The sequence below is a fragment of the Sutcliffiella horikoshii genome (genome assembly GCF_044809035.1).
Lineage (GTDB): Bacteria > Bacillota > Bacilli > Bacillales > Bacillaceae_I > Sutcliffiella_A > Sutcliffiella_A horikoshii_G.
On sequence record NZ_CP085237.1, the window covers coordinates 2,952,558 to 2,976,305 of the forward strand.

Below are 23,748 nucleotides of genomic sequence, written 5' to 3' on the forward strand. Positions count from 1 at the left end.
AATTCCTATATGACTATGATGACCGTAGAAGGGTCAAAACATGTTAGATAAATTTTGTAAATTCAATGCTACGAATGAACTATGTTTCGCTCGTCTTCCCAATTAGTATTCGTTTTCATTAAAACCAAAATCTCTAAGCTGCGACTGCTTATTACGCCAATCCTTTTGGACCTTCACCCACAGCTCCAAAAACACCTTTGATCCCAGTAATGCTTCTATGTCCACTCTGGCTTTTTGTCCCACTTCTTTCAAGACTTTCCCTTGCTTACCAATAACAATCCCTTTTTGAGAATCCCGCTCTACTACAATGGTAGCCTGGATATCGACCATATCCTTATTTTCACGTTTCTTCATGGAATCAATTGCTACAGCGATGGAGTGAGGCACTTCCTCTCTTGTCAGATGAAGAACTTTCTCCCTGATCAATTCGGCAACAATAAAACGTTCCGGATGGTCTGTGACTTGATCAGCCGGGTAATATTGCGGACCCTCTGGCAAGAATTTCTTGATTTGTTCTAACAAAACCTCTACATTATTGCCTTGCAATGCAGAAATCGGAACTATCTCTTTGAATGGGTACAACGCTTTGTAGGTTTCCATTAAGGGCAACAAATCATCAGGATGTACTTCGTCGATTTTATTTATTACCAAATAAACCGGAGTAGAAGTTTCCTTCAGTTTTTCAATAATAAATTCATCGCCTTTTCCTAGACCTTCTTTTGCGTTGATCATAAATAGAACCAAATCAACTTCTTTTAACGTGTTTTGCGCCACTTTCATCATGAAATCGCCAAGCTTATGCTTAGGTTTATGGATTCCTGGCGTGTCGATGAAAACTATTTGTGCATCGTCTTGTGTATATACACCCTGAATTTTATTTCGAGTTGTTTGTGGTTTGTCGCTCATTATCGCAATTTTTTGGCCGATTACTCTGTTCAAAAATGTTGATTTTCCAACGTTCGGCCTGCCAATGATGGAGACAAACCCTGATTTAAAGTCTGTTGTAGTATGGTTATGCATCTAAATCCTCCGGTGAAAAGGCTCCAGGTAGCAAATCTGCTACTGTCAGTTCCTGAATATCACCTTGAAGGTTTGTCAGGATCACTTTCGTTTCAGGTGCACATAGCTCCGATATTACTTGACGGCAAGCTCCACATGGTGGGACAGGTCGTTTTGTATCGGCGACAACGGCAATTGCATCAAATTCTGTGATGCCTTCTGAATACGCTTTAAAAAGGGCTGTTCTTTCTGCGCAGTTAGTCATACTATATGCAGCATTTTCAATGTTGCATCCGCGATAGACCTTACCGTCTTTACCTAATAATGCCGCGCCTACTTTAAACTTGGAGTAGGGTACATAAGCCATTTCTCTTGCTGTTTTTGATTCTTGGATTAAAGCTTCGATGTTCACAGTTAATCTTCCTTTCTTCTGTAAGCTTCGGGTGCGCGTTACTTATATTTTACCTCAAATTCATTCTTAAATCACCCTTAAATTTTAAAAAATTTAAAATTTTCAATTTATTTAAAGATAGGTCAATAAATAAGGGCCAAATAAGATTACACCAATTATAACAGAGATACAAGCAAAAACTAAGGCCGCAGAAGCAGCCACATCTTTTGCGGTTTTTGCAAGGGGATGATACTCCTCGGTAACAAGATCCACCACGTTTTCAATGGCCGTATTGATAATTTCAATGACGAACATCCCGGCTATGACTAAAAATAGAATGAGCCACTCTACTTTTGTGATTTGAAAGAATAAGGACAAACCAATCATCACAAAAGCTAGAAAAACGTGAACTTTAATATTTCTTTCCGTTCGAAGGACAAACATCAATCCATCAAAAGCATAAGAAAAACTAGAAGTAAACGATCCTCGATACCCCTTCTGGTTACGATCTTTTGAGTCCATAGGCGTCCAAGATTTCTTTCTGTTTATCAAACATTTCTTTTTCATCTTTTTCGTTTTCATGGTCATATCCCAACAGATGCAAAAGACCATGAAGAGCTAGAAACCCTAACTCTCTTTTTACAGAATGCCCGTACTCTTCCGCTTGTTCTTCCGCTTTTGGAATAGAGATGATAATATCACCTAGCATACGGGGAGCGTCTTGTTCATAATGGATTTCCATTTCGCCCTCTCCCATCTCCTCCATCGCAAAAGAAATAACATCTGTCGGACGGTCCTTGTCACGGTATTCACGGTTAATTTCCTGAATTCTTTCATTATCTACAAAAGTCACGGAGAGTTCAGCACCTGTTTGAATCGATTCTTTCTCAGCAGCAAATACCAATAATTCTTTTATATCCTTCCACTGCTCATCTGTCAGCTTGGATGTTTCATCTAACATATCAATTTCCATCATGATTCTTCCTCTCCTTTCGGGTACTCAATTCTTGAATGGAATATTCCTTGCAACGTTTCACAGAAGGACTTGCCAATTTCTTCAAGTTCCTTGAAAGTCAGTTCACAGTCACTATATTGCCCATCTTGAAGACGGTCTTTAATGATAGCTTTTACAATCGTCTCAATTTTATCTGGCGTCGGGTTATTTAAAGACCTTACCGCCGCTTCAATGCTATCAGCAGTCCCAACGATTGCCGCTTCCTTGGAAGTAGCTTTCGGTCCTGGGTACCTATATTCTTCTTCTCTAATATTTTCGTTCTTTTCTTTCGCTTTATGATAGAAGAATTTCAAAAGCGTCGTACCATGATGCTGGGCCGCAATGTCTACAATCTCTTTCGGCATATTATGTTCGCGGAGGATTTGAGCTCCATCTGTTGCATGGGCAATAATGATATTCTTGCTCGTCTGGGGTGGAAGCTTATCATGGGGATTCGCTCTTCCCATTTGATTTTCAATAAAATAATGCGGTCTTTTTGTTTTTCCAATATCATGATAATAAGAGGCAACCCTTGCAAGCAATCCATTTGCGCCAACTGCTTCACACGCTGATTCTGATAGATTGGCCACCATTACGCTATGATGATACGTGCCCGGTGTTTCCATTAGAATTTTCCTAAGCAAAGGATGGTTTGGATTGGATAGCTCAAGCAACTTCATGGTAGAAAGCATTCCAAAGCCCACTTCAAAGAATGGCAGAATTCCAATAGTAAGAACGGCAGAGACCACTCCAGAACCAACCGCCATTGTCCCATTTATACCAAGTTCCAACAATTCGTTCATTCCAGTAAGGTCCCTGTTGGTCAATAGAACTAACGCAATGACCGTTACAACGTTAATCAATGAAACAAATAGGCCGGTCTGGAGAATGGTTAGGCGTCTGTTATGCTGGTTCAAGAATAGAACAGAGGCAACTGCCGAAATGATCAAGTAAGACCCGACAGTATAGTTCATGGTACCTGGAACCATATTAAAAATAAAGCTGCCGCAAATTCCAAAAATAATACTGGAAAAGACGGCTATACGATCGGTAATCAGCATTTTAATCAGCATTGCGCCCATAGCAACCGGGGCGATATATCCGATCTCCGTTGTATTCAACGTTTGGAAGAAACTAAAAATTTTCAATAAAATCAGCGTTATGGAAAAGATTAATAGATACATGGTCAAATACGTATTTTTGCTGTGAATCGTTGTATCAATATTTTTAAACAGGTAAACAAGCGCAAAAATCATTAATCCGATGATAATTAGTAATCCGACATACGGCGCAATATTGTCAGATTGGTCCGCAAATCCGGCTACCGTTAAAAGTCTATAGATATCTCGATCAATGAATTGCCCAGCCTTCACAAGTGTATCACCCTGTGAAATCCGCACTGGTTCAACAGCATCTATCGCCTGCTGCCTCTTTTCCTGCGTTAGAGCAGAATCATAAATTACATTTTGAATAACAGAAAGGCTAGAAATATTAATAATCACACTAGGGACATTGCCAGATTGCGAAAGCTCTGTTCTGACAAGATTTCTTGCTTCTATTGTGTCCTCAGGCTTATGTATATCCCTAGACATGGCATTATTAATCGCCGTTACTGCTGCATTTTTATACCTAGTTAAATCGGCTTCCTTTAAACTGAGCAAAAACAAAAGATCTTCATCTTCCAGCTCCTCGTTCCACTGACTGGGAACTTGTCCAGCAAGCGCTTCCTTAAGAAGCTTCAACTTTTCTGCATCAGTCAGTTTAACAGGCTCAGGCACTTCTTCCGATTGCTCATCGGCACCTTCTCCCTCGGCAGGAGGTGCGGTTTCCGGGACTTTTTCAAGTTCTGCTACCTGATTTTTCGTATCAATCAGCACTTCTATAAAGTTCTCTACCCTTGCAATTTGCTGATATGCTTTGTCCTTATCACGGATGAACTGGTCTGGGACTTTATCTTCCGCTTCATCTCTAAGTATTTCTGTCGCTTCTCTATCTTCAAAACTATGTGGTGCCACAATTGTTTTTTCAGCATTGCTAAACAGTTGGACATTTATCTCCTCAGGCTTAACATTACTAAACATAATACCGAACATGATAAGTCCCAAGATTACATAGATAACCACATGGTAAAATTTAAAGGCCTTCAAGTCTTGCAAAGAAATTTTCCAGGATTTCGATTTTTTTTTCACTTTTAATTGACTCCCTCCCTAAACGACATCCCTACAGATAAAATCCGATACAAGTGAAAGAGCCCCAATTAAGGGGCTTTATTTTGATTCTAACTTTTCGTAAGCATCAATAATTCTCGCTACCAATGGATGACGTACGACATCTGATTGTTCGAGTTCTATAAATTGAATGCCTGATGTGTTTTTCAAGATATCCCGGACTACAGCAAGACCCGACTTCATTCCTTTTGGCAAATCGACTTGGGATATGTCACCTGTAATGACCATTTTCGACCCAAATCCAAGCCTTGTCAGGAACATTTTCATTTGCGCTGCCGTTGTGTTCTGCGCTTCATCCAGTATGACAAATGCATCATCCAATGTACGGCCCCTCATATAGGCTAAGGGAGCAATTTCTATCGTCCCTCTTTCTATTAACCTTTGGGTATGTTCTGAACCAAAGACATCATGAAGCGCGTCATACAATGGACGTAAATACGGATCCACTTTCTCTTTCAAATCTCCAGGCAAAAAACCCAAGCTCTCCCCTGCTTCCACAGCAGGACGAGTAAGGATAATACGTTTCACCTGTCCGTTTTTTAATGCGGTAACGGCCATCACCACAGCTAAATATGTTTTTCCAGTTCCTGCAGGACCAATCCCGAAAACAAGATCTTTTTTCCTGATGGCAGCAACATACTGTCTTTGCCCTAGAGTCTTAACTCGAATGGATTTTCCTTTTACATTCTTAGTTAATTCTTCATCAAACAATTCCAGAAAAGAATGGATATTGTCCTCTTTTGCAAGTTGGATCGCATAGATGACATCTCTTTCACTGATGGTAATACCTTTTCGAATAACTTCCAGTAAGTTCTGTATGACGCTATCCACTATTTCCACTTGTTTGACATCGCCGGAAACATTGACTGTTTCTCCGCGGGTCACAATGGATACGTTCAATTCTTCTTCAATTCTCTTTAGGTGGACATCTTGATTCCCAAAAAGAGCGATTGCTTCGTTTGGATTTTTTAGTTGTTGATTCATCATCACTAGTTCTTCTGACATTCATTAGTCTCCTTGAATAATTGGTTCGATTTTTACAATATTTTCAATGACTTGGTAATGTATATCTACCCTTACTTTACCATTCTCCTTATGAGTGCGCAAAACTTTTTCACCTTTTATCTCTGCATCTTCATCCAAATTGGAGAGCACTTGATCTCTTCCAATCTCCAAAGCCTGCTCAATGACCTCTTCATCATCGTAAATTCGCTCTACTATTTCTTGCTCATGAACGGTTTTGCCCACATAGGATATAGGCAATTGCCATTTCCAGAAGTAGAAAGGCCTCTCTGCTTCATATTCCTCTTGGCGCTCGTATTCTTTTTTAAAAAAACCCCAGACAGGAACTTTCAAACTTCCTACCTTCAAGTAATGCTTGTAGTAGGTTTCTCCTGTCAAAACAGGGAGAGTGGTTTTAATCGGGACATCCACACTTGTAAGGTACCATGTTTCGCCTAATACCTCCCCTACTGCTGCAATCGATCTTTTTTTATCTTCTCTCCCAATCAAACCAGAAACCAGTACTTGCCCTTGATTCACATAATCATTCACCTGAACGAGTGGTTGTCCCTTTTCAACGTAGATTCTAGCTACCATCGCTTTTTTCTTCGCCACTAAACTTCTCGGTGACAATGCTTCCAACTTTTCAGGTTCATTCTTCTCCACCACTTCAAAATGGTAGGATGTCCCGTTTAAAACCACTCCAATCCAAGTAATTTCACTTATTGTGTCCGTTAAATTACGTTGAATACTTTCCACATCTTGAATAAAAAATTGAAACTTCCCTCTTTTGACTCCAAGCTTGTCTAATTCTTGCATAATCTTATGTTCCGTCGCAGGTTCCGCCCCTTTAATTTCAATACTCCAGACCATATTCGATAATAAAAAAACAGTAAGGAAGGCCCCGATGACCCCAACAATCAATCCGCTGTTTTTAAGTGAATACTGAGTTAAAAATGGCAATCCCTTTCTTGTCAGGAAACGGAATTTGCATTCTTGTTTCTTAATAAGCTGCCTCAATTTACGGACATCTTTTAGGAGAACGTGGCATGTGTAAGCCTCTTCCCCCATCTTCTTCACTTGCCACACCTGTATCCCGCTTCTTGTGCAATCGTTTAGGAATCTCTCTACACCTTTCCCATGAATAATTATCTTTACAGTACCAGAGAAAAAGTTCATCCATTGATTTTTCATGCGTATCCTCCTAATTTATTCTTCCAGATACATCACTTGACTGATTTTCCCTTCAAGCAAAATTTCTTCTGGCAATATGGTCCTGATCACAAACGAATCTCCTTTAACAAGAAGCTGCCCCTGCTTTAGAAGCAACCGTATTTCCTTATCACTAAACGTTAATAAACCTCGGTGATTTTCAATATATATATGTATTTGTCCAATCATTGTAATTCTCGGCAGATCCATCATGACATCTGCGGGTAATTCCATATTGTTGGTGATCCAATTATTCATGCGGGAACGAAACTTCTTGAGCATGGAAAAACCCCCTTTCCTTTCATATGTATGAAAGAATCAGAGGGTTTAATACAGAATTTTTCAAGGGAGAAAGGGTGAGGGGAGAATAAAAATATCCGATTAAAAACGCTCGGTCTTTTTTGGGATAAAACATTAGTTGTTACTTAATAGACGCTGTTCCTTTCCGCAAATGGCTTCGCTTTCCGCGGGACGGTGCTTGAGCCTCCTCACAACGCTTCAGGGGTCTCAACCTACCGTTACTCCCCCGCTGGAGTTTTCGCCATTTGCTCCAATCCACAGCTGATAATTAAATAATCAAATACGTTAATGCTTATTCAGCTAACACAGTTAGATTACTTTTTATAATCCTACCGTTAAATGAAACCACCTTGTTGATTGGAGTGGAAGGCGCGCAGACGCCCGCGGGGGGAAGGGACAGGTGAGACCCCGGAAGGCGAAGCCTGAGGAGGCTCACGGACCGCCCGCAGGCAAGCGAAGCGCCTGGAACGGAAATCAACAGTATTATACACTTTCTTATCTTTTCAAAAAAAATCCCTGCACAAAGTCTCCTTTATGCAGGGATAAATATATCTACTATTTTCTTTTGGAAAAATGCTCTGTGTAAACAGGACGATGTGGATTTCTTGATCGGGGTTGGCCTAGAATCTCCGACCACATGACCCCTTCCACCACTCGGTTTGGTTTTATCCGATAACGGGAAGAAACCACTTTCCCTTCTGAAAGCTTGAGCTCCTGTTTTAGAATCGGACTGTTCTTGGAGATTTCCTGTCCTTTAATCGACAACTCCTTCACTTCGTCCTTCATCTGTTTCTGTATAGAAGATACCTGTTCTTTCTTTTGTTCTGCCTTTTGTAGATACGGGTTCACTTTTTCCCGGACTTTCTGCTCCAGTTCTTCCAGTTTGCCCTCTCCAAAGACATCTATATCCCAGTCAAAACGAGGCTTTTCTTCTCTTTTTCGGTTCGGCGCACTTTCGCGTCGATAATCCTCATAATCTTCTTGCCTTTGGGATGCCTGTGAAGCAGTTTGCTGACGTTGTTTTTGTCTTTGTTGCTGCTGTTTTTGTTTTTGCTGCTCTTCTTGTTTTCCGCCTTTAAAAAGGGTCGAGAAGATACCAAGCAATACAAAAATCAGCCAAGGTGCCTGCTGAAGAATTTCAAAAATCCATTCCAATTGCACATCATCCTCCCTTCCTTAAAGGAGTTGCAGGAAAAGTGTTCATTCTTTTCCTGCTTAATCTTTCATGCTTACTTTTCACCGTCTTCAGGGGTATCTGTCAGTTTGCCGATAGAATCTCTCATTTCCGTATCAGCTGTGATGTTCTTGATGTTCATATAATCCATTACCCCAATGTTTCCAGAGCGCAATGCTTCTGCCATGGCAAGAGGTACTTCCGCCTCAGCTTCCACAACTTTTGCACGCATTTCTTCTACGCGGGCACGCATTTCTTGTTCTTGGGCAACGGCCATTGCACGACGTTCTTCTGCTTTTGCTTGAGCAATCTTCTTATCTGCTTCCGCTTGGTCAGTTTGTAATTCAGCACCAATGTTTTTACCGATATCAATGTCGGCAATATCAATGGACAAGATTTCAAACGCTGTCCCCGCGTCCAAACCTTTAGATAAAACTGTTTGTGAAATCATATCAGGGTTCTCAAGTACTTTCTTATGATCTATTGCAGAACCGATTGTACTTACGATACCTTCCCCTACACGCGCGATAACTGTTTCTTCACCCGCACCACCGACAAGGCGTTCAATGTTTGCACGAACAGTAATACGAGCTTTTGCTTTCACTTCAATTCCGTCCATCGCAACACCGGCGATAAATGGAGTTTCAATAACTTTTGGATTAACAGACATTTGTACTGCTTCTAATACGTCACGGCCAGCTAAATCAATGGCAGCCGCACGTTCAAATGTCAATTCAATGTTTGCGCGTTGTGCCGCGATAAGAGCATTCACCACTCGGTCAACATTACCACCTGCCAAGTAATGGCTCTCTAATTGATTGGTTGTAACCGCTAAGCCGGCTTTGTGTGCTTTAATTAACGGGTTAATGACACGACTTGGAATTACACGTCTTAATCTCATCCCAACAAGCGTGAAAATACTTACTCGCACACCCGCTGCTAACGCGGAAATCCATAGCATTACTGGAACAAATGTCAGTAATACCGATAAAAAGATAATTCCAAGAACAACTGCTAATAAAATAATTAAAGTACCTGGATCCATAATAAAATTCCTCCTAAATATTAGTCAACAGAATGCATTTCCCGTACCACAATACGAGAGCCTTCCGCCTTTACAATCGTTACTTTTTTGTTTGCTCCAATAAAATTACCCTCTGTGACCACGTCAATTCGTTCGTCGTTAATGACCGCGGTTCCTGAAGGCCTTAATGGAGTCATTGTTACCCCCTGCTGCCCTACCAATTCGATTCTGGATACATTTGATACATATCCCTGCTCTGTATTGGTGGAATCGCGGAGTACAATCCGGTCAAAAAATCGGATTTTCTTACCAAATACCGTAAATAACAGTACCATCGCAATAATTGTTACAAGCATAGCAATCAACAAGGATAACCCCATTCCTGCAATATCATCTGTTGCCAAAAAGAAACTCGTCACCACAGCACCAAGGCCAAGTATTCCAAGTATTCCTCCCGGCACAAAGAGCTCTAAGACAATGAGCACGACTCCTACCGCAAATAGAATGATGGTTTCCATTCCCGCAAGCCCTGCTACCATATGTCCGTAAAAAAATAACAATAGAGCACTGATTCCCATCGCACCGGGTATGCCAAACCCAGGAGAATATAACTCTAGTACCAGCCCAAGAGAACCTATTGATAAGAGAATAGGAACAACAACAGGATTGGTCAAGAATCTTGCCACGTTTTCAGCAAATGTAACCTCTGATGTGACAACCTCGGCATCTTCATATCCCAATTCGGTAAGCAAGGCATCCAGATTGGCTACTGTTCCTTCCGAATACCCAACTTCAAGAGCAGAAGATGCCCCTAGTGTAACTAAGTCCCCTTTAGGCGCTCCAACTTCAGGGAGATCTAAATCTTTATCCGCCATCCCAAGTGCATATTTCGGATCACGGCCATTTGACTCCGCTGCATTTTGCATTTCACGTAACCAAAAGGATTGCGCTTTATCCTCAGCCGCGCTTCCATCACCCGTAATAACCGCCGCTGCTCCCATGGAAGCATTTGGGGTCATGTAGATTTGGTCAGCGTATAAAGCCAAATATGCACCGGCAGATAAGGCTTGGCTGTTTACAAAAGCAACTGTTTGTGTGGATGCGCCCTCGAATTTATTGGCTATTTCAGTGGCTGCATCCACCAAACCACCTGGTGTGTGGATGTCAAAGACTATTAAGTCAGCACCATCTTCCTCAGCAGTTTGAATGGACCTATTAATGAAAGACAAAAGGCCCTTTTCAACGGTGCCATTGACCGGTATAACATGAACCAGTTTCTCGGCACTGCTCGCGTTGGATGGCAAAAGCGGTAATGCCGATAAAATAAGTGCTAGAACAAAAGCGCTAACATAACTAATACGAAGAACTTTTTTCATCATGTCCTCCTCTCCAGAACCTATTCATTTTATATTCACCGTAACCAGTATGTAATACGCACGGAAAACCTTAAAGTTTCATTATGATTGATATTTTTTTAGATGCAGGCTCAAAGTGTGGCTAATTAGTGAACACAGAAAGGAATTAGAAGGGATAATTGGTCAACATGATTAAAAAATAACACCTTACATAGGTAAGGTGCTATTTTGGGTTTTTATGAAAGATGTTGTTGTACAAGTTTGTTAACAAGGCTACCGTCCGCTTTGCCTTTAACTTTAGGCATCAGTGCTCCCATTACTTTACCCATGTCAGCTTTCGAATTGGCGTTCACCTCAGCAATCGTCTGTTGGACGATTGCTGAAAGATCCTCTTCGGATAACTGCTCGGGCATATAATGTTCAACTATTGCAATTTCACCCTGTAATTTATGAACCAAGTCTTCACGACCGGCTTTATCAAATTCTTGGAGGGAGTCTTTACGTTGCTTTAATTCACGAGACAATACGGTAAGTTCTTCCTCCTCGGATAAGTCTCTGCCGTGCTTGATCGATTCGTTCTGAATCGAAGACTTAACCATTCGGAGTACGGAAAGCTTCTCTTTGTCCTTATCCTTCATAGCTTGCTTAATATCGGTATTTAAACGCTCGAGAAGACTCATTCTTACACCCTCTTGTTAAAATTTACGCTTTCTAGCAGCTTCAGACTTCTTCTTACGTCTTACGCTTGGTTTTTCATAGAATTCACGCTTTCTTGCTTCTTGCAACGTTCCAGTCTTTGAAACTGAACGTTTGAAACGGCGAAGAGCATCTTCAAGCGATTCGTTTTTACGAACAACTGTTTTTGACATTCTAATTCCCTCCCTCCAGAACAACCACTAACATTTTCAGAAAAAACATGATCCCATAAATGCAAAAAAGCATGTATAGAACATGTACTTACCAATTATAATATATTCACTAATGCTGGTCAACAATTATAAGGAAATGCTTTAAAACAATCTTACTCAACTATTATTTCGAAATAGGTTTATCACCTTGGAATCCTTGCCTGCCAACATATATTGGGACCTACCGAGATAAAGTGGAATCGAAAGTTTTTCCCATTTTGGCAATCCATTTTCGGTAAATAAGCTTTGATCTTTATAAAATCCGGTCATCTCCCCGACAAACCAGTCATGATCTCCATACGTCTGCTGGTCCATCACTTTGCATTCATAGGCAATATACGCTTCATTTAAAATAGGTGCGGAAACTGTCTTCCCTTGTTCATATTTTATATGTAGCTCATCAAATTTATTATGTTCTTTTCCTGTAAGCATACCCGATTCCTGGATAAAATGAGCAAACTTTTCCGGCACAAAATTTATTGCAAATTCTTTGGAGTTTTCTATTAAATGATGGGTATATCTTTCTTTTGCAATCGCGACACCATAGATCGGCGGGTCGAATGATATGTAGCTATGCCAGCCTGCTGCCATTATATTTTTTTCTCCGTTCCAATTGGCAGTTACCAGGGCAACCATGCCTGGATAGCTATGCATAACGGTATTGGCCGTCCACTCTCTCATGTGTGTGATCTCCTCTCGTGTTTTCTTGTCATTCTTGTCCATCACCCGCCATATATTGTGATAGAGGTGATGGGCTTGTTTTCTATTATAACGTTATTGGCTGTATATTTAGCGATTTTTTTAATCGGTATGACCGTGATGAGATCAGGGCTACTTCAATTGTCCGAGGAGAGGACAAAAGGGTACCTGACCAAATTCACTGATATGCCGTGGAAAGGTTTGTTGATAGGAATCCTGATTACCGGACTCTTGCAGAGCAGCTCTGCTGTGATGGTCATCACTGTAGGATTGGTGGCGGCGGGGTATCTTACCTTTTATCAGTCCATTGGCATCATGCTTGGCAGCAACATCGGTTCCACTTTCATCACCGAGCTCATTACAATTGATATTTCTCAGCTTATCTTCCCGATGCTGATTATCGGATTTTTGTTTCTATTTTCGAAAAAGAAATTACCATTCAGCTTTGGATCCAGCTTGTTCGGGCTTGGTTGTTTATTTGTCGCCATGAATGGATTTGAGTCCCTTGCTGTTCCGTTAGCAGGTTTTCCATCTGTACAGGATATGCTTGCGATGACAAATGACCATCATCTATATGGTGTGGGTATCGGGACATTGCTTACGGCTATCATCCAATCCAGTTCGGCTACAACAGGCATCAGCATGAGCTTTTTGAATAATGATTTACTGTCCCTTCCGGCAGGGATTGCAATTATGCTCGGTGCTAATATCGGAACTTGTGTGACTGCTTACTTGGCAAGCATTGGTTCAATACGAGAGGCCAAGTTAACTGCGTATGCGCATATATGGTTGAATGTGATAGGTGTGGCGGTATTTTTCCCTTTGATTCCTTGGTTGGGGAGTTTAGTGGCAATGCTGGCTTCCAGTGCTGATGTACAGCTTGCTCACTCAAGCGTGATATTTAATGTGCTGTGTTCTGTGGCTGCGTTGCCGTTTGTTCGCCCGTTTGCGCGGTTTGTGGAGAGGGTGCATGGGTGATAAAGCAATCAAAAAAGCACCCCCTCAAGCATAAATGCCCAAGGGAGTGCTTAAAATTTGATCTTAGTAATCCGTATCAGCAGTTAAACCTTTAACAATAGCGATACCGGAACTTGCTCCGATACGTGTTGCTCCAGCTGCGATCATTTCTTCCGCACCTTTTGCATCACGAACACCACCGGAAGCTTTCACTCCGATTTCAGGTCCTACAGTTTGTCTCATAAGAGCGATATCAGCTACAGTTGCTCCGCCAGTTGAGAAACCAGTGGAAGTTTTCACGTAGTCGGCTCCAGCTTTAACAGCCAATTGGCATGCTCTAACTTTTTCTTCGTCTGTAAGAAGGCAAGTTTCGATGATGACTTTAGTCAAAGCGCGTCCTTTTGCTGCTTCTACAACCGCACGGATGTCTCTTTCTACTAACTCGTTGTCGCCATCTTTCAAAGCGCCCATGTTGATAACCATGTCCACTTCAGTGGCACCGTTTTCAATTGCATTCGTCGTTTCGAATGCTTTCACTTCTGGAGTGTTTGCTCCTAGAGGGAATCCAATTACTGTACAAACTTTTACATTGCTTCCTTCTAAAAGTTCAGCAGATGTTTTTACCCAAGTCGGGTTCACACAGACAGATGCAAAGTTGTATTCTCTTGCTTCTTGGCAAAGTACTTCTACCTGTTCTTTTTTTGTATCGGCTTTCAATAATGTATGATCAATCATTTCTCCAACGTTTGTATGCATGTTCATACTCCTTTCAAATTAAGAGGTCTGACCTCTAACATCATAACATGATTCCAATATTTTGGCGAGTACAATGTTAGTATTACCTGCAATTTTTTCTTCACGACAAAAAGTGACTCCATAATTATGGAATCACTCTCTTTATTTTCTTATGAGCTTAAACGAATATTCTCTTCTTCAAGTAGTGGCGCATCTTCAAGCACGCGAACGAATTGCCCTTCGTTGTAAGGATATCCAGCTTTAGCAATTTTTACTTTCACAAGCTTTCCGACCATTTCTTCTGTTGCCGGGAAAACAACTTTTAGATAGTTGTCCGTGTAGCCAACGTACAATCCTTGATCTGGTGCTTCTTTATAGATTTCTTCTGGGATTACTTCTAACACTTCGTCTTCAAAGGTGGAAGCATATTCTTTTGCCAATTGATCAGAAAGGGCAATCAGGCGATGAACTCGCTCATTTTTCACTTCTTCATCCACTTGGTCTGTCATTCTTGCCGCCGGAGTTCCTGTACGTTTAGAGTACGGGAATACGTGCAGCTCGGAGAATTTATGATCTTTGATAAAATTGTATGTTTCCATGAATTCTTCGTCGGATTCACCTGGGAAACCAACAATCACATCGGATGTAATAGCAAGTCCAGGCAATGCTTCTTTCAAGCGATCTAGACGTTCTGCAAAGAATTCCATCGTGTATTTACGACGCATTCTCTTTAGTACCGTATTGGATGCTGATTGAATCGGGATATGAAGGTGACGAACAATCTTATCAGAATTGTTCAGTACTTCAATTACTTCGTCTGTAATTTGGCTTGCTTCGATGGAAGAGATACGAATACGTTTAAGGCCCTTCACTTTTTCATCTAATTCACGAAGAAGCATCGCAAAGTTGTAATCCTTCATGTCTTCTCCGTAACCGCCTGTGTGAATGCCTGTTAAGACGATTTCCTTATATCCTGCATCCACCAATTGCTGTGCTTGTGTAATAACTTCTTGCGGATCACGGGAACGCATAAGACCGCGAGCCCAAGGGATGATACAGAAAGTACAGAAATTATTGCAACCTTCTTGGATCTTTAGGGAAGCACGAGTACGGTCAGTAAATGCCGGCACGTCTAACTCTTCATAAACACGAGCCTTCATGATGTTTCCTACGCCATTAATCGGCTGGCGCTCTTGCTTAAATTGCTCGATGTATTCTAGCATCTTTACGCGGTCCTGTGTTCCAACCACTACATCTACTCCAGGAATCGCCATGATTTCAGCCGGAGATGTTTGTGCGTAGCATCCAGTTACACAAATAACTGCATCGGGATTTTTACGGATGGCGCGACGAATAACCTGACGACTTTTTTTATCGCCCGTATTTGTAACGGTACAGGTATTGATGACATACACATCTGCCGTACCTTCAAATTCTGTACGTTCATAATTATTTGCTTTGAAAAGCTGCCAGATCGCTTCTGTTTCATAATGGTTCACTTTACACCCTAGTGTGTGAAAGGCAACAGTTGGCATGTTTTCCACCTCACATTAATTCAAAATGATACGAAATTGCGGCAAGCACATATAGCGGTGCCGTTTCCGTTCTTAATATTCTTGGGCCGAGCGCGCACGGAACAAAGCCATGTTCCAAAAGTCGATCCATTTCTTTATCGGCGAGGCCCCCTTCAGGACCAAACACACAAAGAATCGATTCCCCGTGTTTCATGTTTTTTAAGGTGTTCGCAAATGCGGAACGTTCCCCTTCCTTCGCGCTCTCTTCATAGGCCACGATTTTATACGTATAGTTTTTGCTCTTCTCTAGAATTTGTGGGAAAGAAGCAGGCTCCTCCACAATAGGCACCATGGAACGATGTGATTGCTCCGCTGCTTCCTTGGCAATCTTATTCCAGCGTTCTACTTTCTTTTTGCCCTTCTTTTCGTCCCATTTCACAATCGAACGAGCAGCATTAAAAGGGATAAAAGACTCGGCTCCGAGTTCTGTACCCTTTTGTAATACTAGTTCCAATTTATCCCCTTTAGGCAACCCGTTCGCAATCGTTACACGAACTGGAATTTCTGTTTCAGCCTTTATCCATTCTACAATATCTGTGACTACCATATCATTGGTAATTTCAGCAATTTGGCAAAGGGCCGTCTGCCTGGTTTCCGAACAGCTGCATAGGAGTTGATCGTCTACGTTCATCCTCATAACCCGTGTGATATGATGAACATCTTCTCCTGCTATGGTTATGGATGTTTCATCTATTTGATTGGAGTTAACAAAATAACGTTGCACGACCTTCACCCTCGCTTATGCTTCTTTTTTGGCGATAAACGCCACCCAATCTTCCATCATCATCGTTTCTTGGATTTTGAAACCTGACTTGATTAGGGCGTCTTTCACTTCTTGCTTTTTCATGCTGATGATTCCGGAAGAAATGAATGTCCCGCCGTTTTCCAACACGCGGTAAACATCATCTGTAAATCGAACGATAACCTCTGCCAAAATATTAGCAACAACTACATCAACAGGACCTTCTACATTTTTAAGCAGATTGTTTTGTTTCACTGTAACTGTTGGATGTACTTTGTTCAGCTTGATATTCAGTTTGGCAGATTCGACTGCAACCTCATCCAAATCAAGAGCGAGTACTTCCTTTGCATCAAGCATGGCTGCTGCGATACTTAAAACACCGGAACCAGTGCCCACGTCAATGACTTTGTCTTGTGGCTTGACTGTACGTTCAATCGCTTGTATACATAGGACCGTTGTTGGGTGGGTACCCGTACCGAACGCCATTCCCGGGTCAAGCTCAATGATTTTCTCATCAGAGCTAACTGGTTCATACGTTTCCCACGTAGGCACGATGGTGAACTTCTCCGATATTTTCACGGGATTGTAATACTTCTTCCATGCTGTTGCCCATTCTTCTTCATTCACTTCACTGATGGAAATGTTGTTTAATCCAAGGTCAATATCATGGACCAAAAGGTTATTGATTGCATCTTTTATACCTTCCACCGTTTCACCTAAAAAGCTGTTAACAGGAAGGTATGCTTTCATTACGACGCCTTCTTCTGGATAATCATCTGGATTGAGTTGGTATATCTCTCCGAATTGATCTTCTCTTTCTTTTGTGAGTTCGAATGGATCCTCTATGACCACTCCACTAGCGCCTGCTTCATGAAGAATATGTGATATTGGTTCAACCGCCTCATTTGTTGTATGGATACTTATTTCTGACCATTTCATACATACCAACTCCAATCCTAGCTACTAAAAGCTATTGATACTTTTATTCACCTTTTAAAACACGTTTTACTTTTGAAAAGAAGCTATCTTCTTGTTCATCCGGTGCTTGCCCGCTTGTTTCGGCAAATTCTCGGATTACTTGTTTTTGTTTCTCCGATAGTTTGGTAGGAGTGATCACTCTGATCTTGATGTGTTGATCTCCTTGACCATAACCTCTAACATTGGCAATACCTTTGCCTTTTAAGCGGAAGTTCGTGCCTGTCTGTGTTCCAGCTGGTACTTTCAGCTTCACTTTACCATGGAGAGTCGGCACTTCTACTTCATCTCCAAGTGCTGCTTGTGCAAATGTAATCGGCATTTCACAGTAGACATCATCCCCGTCACGCTCGAAAAATTCGTGTCTGCGGACATGGAAGACTACATATAAGTCACCAGCAGGTCCGCCGTTCACTCCAGCTTCCCCTTTTCCAGCTACGCGAAGTTGTTGTCCTTCATCCACACCAGCCGGAATGTTGACTTTGATTGTATTGCGTTTTTTCACACGGCCAGCGCCATGACATGTTGTACATTTGTTAGGGATGGATTTCCCGGAACCGTTACATTTAGAACAGGTTCTTCTGTTAACGATACGACCAAATGGGGTGTTTTGCTCTACACTTTCCTGGCCTGTTCCACGACATTGAGAACATGTTTCTACCTTTGTACCAGGCTTCGCACCTGTACCGGAACATGTATCACATGTTTCTTCCACAGGTATTTCAATGGTCGCTTCTTTTCCGAAAGCAGCTTCTTCAAAACCAAGAGTCATGGTGTATTGTAGATCTGCACCTTGTCTTGGAGCATTCGGATCACGACGTCTTCTTCCGCCGCCTTGACCGCCAAAGAAGGTTTCAAAAATATCCTCAAAACCAAATCCGCCGTCAAAACCACCGCCGCCGCCAAACCCTTGATTAGGGTCAGTGTGTCCAAATTGATCATAGTGTGCTTTCTTTTGGTCATCGCTTAACACTTCGTAAGCTTCTTTGATTTCTTTGAATTTGTCCGCTGCATCGTCTGCTTTATTGATGTCCGGATGGTATTGTTTGGATAGCTTTCTGTAAGCTTTCTTTATTTCATCTTTCGACGCGCTTTTACTGACGCCAAGCACTTCATAGTAATCGCGTTTACTCATTAAATACCCACTCCCGTTTCATTCACATAAAGGTTATTGTATCACCTGAAAGAGGGAAAAAGCAATAAAAGTTATGTGCTTAAATCCCATTCTGGTTAACTCCTTGGTACCTTCCGTTTCAGGTGGTCGCTTTCCGCGGGGCGGTGCTTGAGCCTCCTCGGCAAGCCTGCGGGGTCTCAATCTACCGCTACTCCCCCGCAGGAGTCGACCACCCTACACTCCAGGCACCAAGGGAAATTCTTATTACATAAAAAGAAAGCCAAAGCCATGGCTTCGACTTTCTTTTTATCTTTATCAGAAAAGCCCTAGGACTTTATCTTACTTTTTATCATCGTTTACTTCTTCGTATTCTGCATCGACTACGTTGTCGTCGTTGTTCGTAGCGCCTTCAGTTCCTTCTGCTCCTTGAGCCGCTTGTTGTGCTTGTGCAGCTTGCTCATAAAGCTTCATGGAAATTTGTTGGACGATTTCTTGAAGCGCATCCTTTTTCGTGCGAATTTCTTCAAGGTCGCCTTTTTCGATAGCAGCTTTTAATTCTTCTTTCGCATCTTCCGCTTTTTTCACTTCTGCTTCTTCCACTTTTCCTTCTACTTCTTTAAGTGTTTTTTCAGTTGTGAATACAAGCTGATCTGCTTCATTGCGTAATTCTACTTCTTCTTTACGCTTTTTGTCTGCATCCGCGTTCAATTCCGCTTCTTGTACCATGCGGTTGATTTCGTCCTCGGATAGACCTGAAGAAGATTTGATGGTGATCGTTTGCTCTTTGTTAGTTCCAAGATCTTTTGCACGAACGTTTACGATACCGTTTTTGTCGATGTCAAAAGAAACCTCGATTTGCGGAACGCCGCGTGGTGCTGGTGGAATGTCTGTCAATTGGAAACGACCTAATGTTTTGTTGTCGCTTGCCATTGGGCGCTCCCCTTGAAGTACGTGAATGTCTACCGCAGTTTGGTTGTCAGCAGCTGTAGAGAACACTTGAGACTTACTTGTAGGAATAGTTGTGTTTCTTTCAATAAGCTTCGTGAACACGCTGCCCATTGTTTCGATTCCTAAAGAAAGTGGTGTTACATCAAGAAGTACAACATCTTTCACGTCCCCAGTTAATACTCCACCTTGGATTGCTGCACCTAAAGCAACAACTTCATCCGGGTTAACCCCTTTGTGTGGGTCTTTACCAGTTTCTTTCTTGATTGCATCTTGAACAGCAGGGATACGAGTAGATCCACCTACAAGGATAACTTTGTCAAGTTCAGAAGCAGAGATCCCTGCATCTTGCAATGCTTGACGAACAGGTCCCATCGTGCGCTCTACAAGACCGGAAGTAATGTCATCGAATTTTGCACGAGACATGCTTACTTCCAAGTGAAGAGGTCCTGCTTCACCAGCAGTTATGAACGGCAGGGAAATTTGTGTGTTTGTTACACCTGAAAGATCTTTTTTCGCTTTTTCCGCTGCATCTTTCAAGCGTTGTAGCGCCATTTTATCTTTAGAAAGGTCAATGCCGTTTTCTTTTTTGAATTCTGCTACAAGATAGTCGATGATTACTTGGTCAAAGTCATCTCCACCAAGACGGTTGTCACCAGCAGTAGAGCGAACTTCAAATACGCCATCTCCTAGTTCAAGTACAGAAACGTCAAACGTTCCGCCCCCAAGGTCATAAACAAGGATCGTTTGATCTTCGTCCATTTTATCAAGACCATATGCCAGTGCTGCAGCAGTTGGTTCGTTGATGATCCGTTCTACTTCAAGACCAGCGATTTTACCAGCATCTTTTGTAGCTTGACGCTCAGCATCATTGAAGTAAGCAGGAACTGTGATAACAGCTTTTGTAACTGTTTCACCAAGATATTCTTCTGCGTAGCCTTTTAAGTGTTGAAGGATGATGGCAGATACTTCTTGTGGAGAGTACTCTTTGCCTTCTACTTCCACTTTATAGTCTGTTCCCATGTGGCGTTTAACAGACATGATTGTGTTAGGGTTTGTAATAGATTGGCGTTTTGCCACTTCCCCTACTTGGCGTTCGCCGTTTTTAAAAGCAACAACAGATGGAGTTGTGCGGTTACCTTCTGGATTTGGAATTACTTTTGGTTCGCCGCCTTCAAGCACAGCTACACATGAGTTTGTTGTACCTAAGTCAATACCGATGATTTTACTCATTTTGTTTTTCCTCCTATTGCAACTTACATTAATATGTAGTTTTTTGTTTTTTCCGTTTAACTGTTGATTTCCGTTGCAGGCACTCACTTTCCGCGGGGCGACCTTGAGCCTCCTCGTTTCACTGCGGGGTCTCAACAATGTCGCTACTCCCCCGCAGGAGTCTCGTGCCTTCCACTACAATCAACGAGGTTATTTTTATTGCTTTACTTTTACCATAGATGGGCGGATGACGCGGTCTTTTAGCTTATACCCTTTTTGGAACTCTTCCAAAACGGTGTTGGATTCTCCTTCTCCCTCTTCCACCTGCATGACTGCCTGGTGTAAATTCGGGTCAAATGTTTCTCCAACTGCAGGGATTGCTTCTAGACCTTCCGATTTAAGAGCTTCCGCTAACTGGCGGTGCACCATTTCCATACCTTGTAAAAATGTCTTGATTTTCTCATCCTCTGATTCTACTTTAAGCGCACGCTCAAAGTTATCAAGAGCAGGAAGTATATCTGTAACAAGATTTTGCGCACGGTACTTTTGTGCAGCCTCTTGGTCAAGTCTCACACGGCGACGGTAGTTATCAAAATCAGCTTGCAAGCGAAGAAGGCGATTTTCCGACTCTTCAAGCTTAGCTTCCAATTCGGAGATTTTCTGTTGTTCAGCAGAAACTTCCACTTCTTCTACTTTTTCCGTCGTTGTCGTTTCTTGCGTTTCTTCTGTTGTAACTTCTTCATTTTCAACTGTTGCTTGTTCGTTCTCGTTTACCAATGGTTTCACCTCCCTCAAAGTGTACAAATCATGTTGTATTTTCATGATGATAGGACGGAGCAAGAACTCCATCCTCTAACAATATTTCCATGCTCAGTCCTTTTGATACAGTTTATTGACTGCCTGTGATAGGTCGGAACTGACGAGTTGCAAGAGACTGACGACACGGGAATATTCCATTCTGGTAGGCCCGAGTAATGCGATGGTTCCTAATTGTTCGGGTCCGATGGAATAGCTGGCTGAAATAATGCTGCAGCCCTCCATACCAGGAATATTATTTTCACTGCCTATCTTAATATGGATACCAGCTTCTTTTGCACGAATATGCTGAGAAAGGTCTTTGCCTTGATCAATCAACAACATCAATGAACGTATTTTATTGATATCATTAAATTCGGGTTGGGCAAGCATGTTCGTTTTGCCCCCAAAGAACACCCTATCCTTTTCTTCCATGTAAAGAGTGGAACTTAAGGATTGCAGGATATTTTCGTAGTTTCCGATATGAGATCTTAAAAGGGTAGCCACTTCTTTGTAAAGCTTGTTGATCAGCTCTGAGAGAGGCACTCCGACTAAGCGTTCATTTAGGATATTGACCATTTTTTGTATATCGGAAGAGTCCATGTTGGCAGGAAAAGAAAACATACGATTTTCCACATGGCCTGTATCCGTCACAATGATGGCAACTGCCTGTTCAGCATTAATAGGGATGATTTGCAGGTTCTTAAGCCTGTGATCCCTTACACCTGGTCCAAGGACAATGGATGTGTATTTGGTCAGATCAGAAAGAATCTGAGCTGATTTTTGAACAGTTTTTTCTAGTTCATATATTTGCTCGCGAAAGATGGATTTAATTTCAAACACATCCCGTTTTGTAAGCCTTTCAGGTGAAAGCAGGTGATCCACATAATAGCGGTACCCTTTTTCGGACGGGACTCTTCCTGAGGAAGTATGTGTTTTTTCAATAAATCCTAATTCCTCCAAATCTGCCATCTCGTTTCGGATGGTGGCTGAACTGAACGAAATTTCATCTTTCTTTGAGAGCGTTCTGGAGCCAACAGGTTGTGCAGATCGGATAAAGTCGTCAATTATGACTTGCAAGACTAACAACTGTCGTTCTGTAAGCACTCAGCATCACCTCTGTTAGCACTCCTATTCATCGAGTGCTAATTCTATAAATAAATTACCAAATACCTATTCACATGTCAATCAGATCGCACCAATAAAAGCTTGAAAAACTTCATTCCCCAGAAATTTCCCTTTTTTTGTTAAACGGATAAAGTCTCCTTGTTGTTCCAAAAGCCCTTTTTGAATGTTTTCTTCAATCGGCCCTTTAAGAATATTTAGCATCTCTGCGTCGAATTTTCGTTCAAACCTAGAGATAGAAACTCCTTGTGTCTTGCGTAAGCCTAAGAACATCTCTTCTTCGATTCTTTCTTCTCTTGTCACCACATGTTCCTCTTTATAAGGAAATCCAGTCTCCCTGATGGAATCCATATATTTCTTCAGTGGTCCATGGTTTGCTCGGCGAACACCTTCTGTATAACTATGAGCACCCGCTCCGATTCCGTAATAGGACTCATTATCCCAGTATGTGAGATTGTGCTTGCTCTCATAACCTTCCTTGGCAAAATTTGATATTTCATACTGGTGGTACCCATGCTTTTCCATTTCATTCAAAAGAACATCATACATGCTGGTTTCTTCCTCTTGAGTCGGAAGCGGGAGTTTCCCCTTACTCATCAGATTATAGAACACCGTTTTCGGTTCAATAATCAATGAGTAGGCAGAGTAGTGTTCCATTCCAAGGGAAAATGCCGTATGAAGGGTATCCTGAAAATCCTCCACCGTTTGATCGGGAAGGCTGTATATGAGATCAACACTAATATTATCAAAGCCAGCCTCTCTGGCATGCTCGATCGATTTAAAAACATCCGTTTTACGATGAGATCTTCCTATTCTTTTCAAGAGGTCATCATTAAAGCTTTGAACGCCAAAACTTAGGCGATTTACCCCACCCTCTTTTAATAACCGCAGCTTCTCAAGAGATAAATCTCCAGGATTTGCTTCAAAGGTATATTCTATGTCAGGCACCACATCAAAGTTTCGTTGAATGGATTCCAATAGGTAGGATAACTGCTTTTGGTTTAAAGCCGTCGGAGTTCCACCTCCAACAAAGATGGTTTCCAAATGTTGAGTCGGAAAACGATCTATTGTATTTTTCATTTCCACATCCATGAATTCCAAATAGGCCTCCACTGGCTGATTTTTTAGAAAAACTTTATTAAAATCGCAATAATGACAAATATGCTCACAAAATGGAATATGGATATAGGCTGATTTAATCACAACAATCACACTTTCATTAAATAGTATCTAAACTATAGCACAGGCATTTCCATTATGAAAAAATACCGCATCTCTGCGGTATTTT

Annotated in this window: 24 protein-coding genes; 1 reads left to right on the top strand and 23 read right to left on the bottom strand. The window is 41.7% G+C overall.

Features of this window, described 5'->3' with window-relative positions; genetic code table 11:
* Positions 1-102: 102 nt before the first annotated feature.
* The 14 genes from era to LG307_RS15565 all read right to left on the bottom strand — a co-directional run bounded on the left by era (position 103) and on the right by LG307_RS15565 (position 12,268).
* Entirely contained in the window at positions 103-1,020 is a 918-nt protein-coding gene (gene era / locus LG307_RS15500) for a GTPase Era (protein ID WP_404443762.1), read from the bottom strand.
* On the bottom strand, positions 1,013-1,411 hold the full coding sequence (locus LG307_RS15505; protein ID WP_404443765.1) for a cytidine deaminase: 399 nt from the start codon (positions 1,409-1,411) through the stop codon (positions 1,013-1,015). The genes era and LG307_RS15505 overlap by 8 nt, the downstream gene beginning before the upstream one ends.
* Before the next feature lie 111 nt (positions 1,412-1,522).
* Positions 1,523-1,912: a diacylglycerol kinase family protein gene (locus tag LG307_RS15510; RefSeq protein WP_404443768.1), complete on the bottom strand. Its 390-nt coding sequence runs from the start codon at positions 1,910-1,912 to the stop codon at positions 1,523-1,525.
* On the bottom strand, positions 1,893-2,369 hold the full coding sequence (gene ybeY / locus LG307_RS15515) for an rRNA maturation RNase YbeY (RefSeq protein ID WP_404450472.1): 477 nt from the start codon (positions 2,367-2,369) through the stop codon (positions 1,893-1,895). The genes LG307_RS15510 and ybeY overlap by 20 nt, the downstream gene beginning before the upstream one ends.
* A complete protein-coding gene (locus LG307_RS15520; protein ID WP_404443770.1) occupies positions 2,363-4,573 on the bottom strand; it encodes an HD family phosphohydrolase in 2,211 nt (736 codons plus the stop codon). Before LG307_RS15520 ends, ybeY begins: the two co-directional genes overlap by 7 nt.
* 78 nt (positions 4,574-4,651) lie before the next feature.
* Positions 4,652-5,617, bottom strand: coding sequence for a PhoH family protein (locus tag LG307_RS15525; RefSeq protein ID WP_404443773.1), 966 nt, complete (start codon positions 5,615-5,617; stop codon positions 4,652-4,654).
* Between the two features lie 3 nt (positions 5,618-5,620).
* Entirely contained in the window at positions 5,621-6,808 is a 1,188-nt protein-coding gene (yqfD, locus tag LG307_RS15530) for a sporulation protein YqfD (protein ID WP_404443776.1), read from the bottom strand.
* Positions 6,809-6,823: 15 nt separating this feature from the next.
* On the bottom strand, positions 6,824-7,108 hold the full coding sequence (gene yqfC / locus LG307_RS15535; RefSeq protein WP_010196237.1) for a sporulation protein YqfC: 285 nt from the start codon (positions 7,106-7,108) through the stop codon (positions 6,824-6,826).
* Positions 7,109-7,681: 573 nt separating this feature from the next.
* The gene (locus LG307_RS15540) at positions 7,682-8,287 is read right to left on the bottom strand and encodes a hypothetical protein (RefSeq protein WP_404443779.1); all 606 of its coding nucleotides are present in this window, start codon (positions 8,285-8,287) and stop codon (positions 7,682-7,684) included.
* A gap of 68 nt (positions 8,288-8,355) precedes the next feature.
* Positions 8,356-9,345: a flotillin-like protein FloA gene (gene floA / locus LG307_RS15545; protein WP_404443782.1), complete on the bottom strand. Its 990-nt coding sequence runs from the start codon at positions 9,343-9,345 to the stop codon at positions 8,356-8,358.
* 20 nt (positions 9,346-9,365) lie between these two features.
* The gene (locus tag LG307_RS15550) at positions 9,366-10,703 is read right to left on the bottom strand and encodes a nodulation protein NfeD (RefSeq protein ID WP_404443785.1); all 1,338 of its coding nucleotides are present in this window, start codon (positions 10,701-10,703) and stop codon (positions 9,366-9,368) included.
* A 212-nt stretch (positions 10,704-10,915) separates the two neighbouring features.
* Entirely contained in the window at positions 10,916-11,359 is a 444-nt protein-coding gene (locus tag LG307_RS15555) for a GatB/YqeY domain-containing protein (protein ID WP_404443787.1), read from the bottom strand.
* Positions 11,360-11,374: 15 nt separating this feature from the next.
* On the bottom strand, positions 11,375-11,548 hold the full coding sequence (gene rpsU, locus LG307_RS15560) for a 30S ribosomal protein S21 (RefSeq protein ID WP_010196218.1): 174 nt from the start codon (positions 11,546-11,548) through the stop codon (positions 11,375-11,377).
* Between the two features lie 156 nt (positions 11,549-11,704).
* On the bottom strand, positions 11,705-12,268 hold the full coding sequence (locus tag LG307_RS15565) for a flavin reductase family protein (protein WP_404443789.1): 564 nt from the start codon (positions 12,266-12,268) through the stop codon (positions 11,705-11,707).
* A 69-nt stretch (positions 12,269-12,337) separates the two neighbouring features.
* Between LG307_RS15565 and LG307_RS15570 the strand changes: the two genes are divergently transcribed.
* Positions 12,338-13,264, top strand: a complete 927-nt coding sequence (locus LG307_RS15570) for a Na/Pi symporter (protein ID WP_404450473.1) — start codon at positions 12,338-12,340, stop codon at positions 13,262-13,264.
* A gap of 63 nt (positions 13,265-13,327) precedes the next feature.
* Here the strand turns inward: LG307_RS15570 and deoC are convergent, their stop codons facing one another.
* The 9 genes from deoC to hemW all read right to left on the bottom strand — a co-directional run bounded on the left by deoC (position 13,328) and on the right by hemW (position 23,663).
* The gene (gene deoC / locus LG307_RS15575) at positions 13,328-13,999 is read right to left on the bottom strand and encodes a deoxyribose-phosphate aldolase (protein ID WP_404443792.1); all 672 of its coding nucleotides are present in this window, start codon (positions 13,997-13,999) and stop codon (positions 13,328-13,330) included.
* A 149-nt stretch (positions 14,000-14,148) separates the two neighbouring features.
* Entirely contained in the window at positions 14,149-15,513 is a 1,365-nt protein-coding gene (gene mtaB / locus LG307_RS15580) for a tRNA (N(6)-L-threonylcarbamoyladenosine(37)-C(2))-methylthiotransferase MtaB (RefSeq protein WP_404443796.1), read from the bottom strand.
* 10 nt (positions 15,514-15,523) lie between these two features.
* Positions 15,524-16,276 (bottom strand): 16S rRNA (uracil(1498)-N(3))-methyltransferase, encoded by a 753-nt coding sequence (locus LG307_RS15585; protein ID WP_404443799.1) that lies wholly within the window; start codon positions 16,274-16,276, stop codon positions 15,524-15,526.
* Between the two features lie 15 nt (positions 16,277-16,291).
* Complete coding sequence (gene prmA / locus LG307_RS15590) at positions 16,292-17,233, bottom strand: 50S ribosomal protein L11 methyltransferase (RefSeq protein ID WP_404443801.1); 942 nt, start codon at positions 17,231-17,233, stop codon at positions 16,292-16,294.
* A gap of 43 nt (positions 17,234-17,276) precedes the next feature.
* Entirely contained in the window at positions 17,277-18,404 is a 1,128-nt protein-coding gene (dnaJ, locus tag LG307_RS15595; RefSeq protein ID WP_404443804.1) for a molecular chaperone DnaJ, read from the bottom strand.
* Between the two features lie 318 nt (positions 18,405-18,722).
* Complete coding sequence (gene dnaK, locus LG307_RS15600) at positions 18,723-20,561, bottom strand: molecular chaperone DnaK (RefSeq protein ID WP_404443807.1); 1,839 nt, start codon at positions 20,559-20,561, stop codon at positions 18,723-18,725.
* A gap of 195 nt (positions 20,562-20,756) precedes the next feature.
* On the bottom strand, positions 20,757-21,362 hold the full coding sequence (gene grpE / locus LG307_RS15605; RefSeq protein WP_404450474.1) for a nucleotide exchange factor GrpE: 606 nt from the start codon (positions 21,360-21,362) through the stop codon (positions 20,757-20,759).
* A gap of 48 nt (positions 21,363-21,410) precedes the next feature.
* Positions 21,411-22,442, bottom strand: coding sequence for a heat-inducible transcriptional repressor HrcA (gene hrcA, locus LG307_RS15610; RefSeq protein WP_404443810.1), 1,032 nt, complete (start codon positions 22,440-22,442; stop codon positions 21,411-21,413).
* Between the two features lie 81 nt (positions 22,443-22,523).
* The gene (hemW, locus tag LG307_RS15615) at positions 22,524-23,663 is read right to left on the bottom strand and encodes a radical SAM family heme chaperone HemW (protein WP_404443813.1); all 1,140 of its coding nucleotides are present in this window, start codon (positions 23,661-23,663) and stop codon (positions 22,524-22,526) included.
* Between the last annotated feature and the right edge of the window lie 85 nt (positions 23,664-23,748).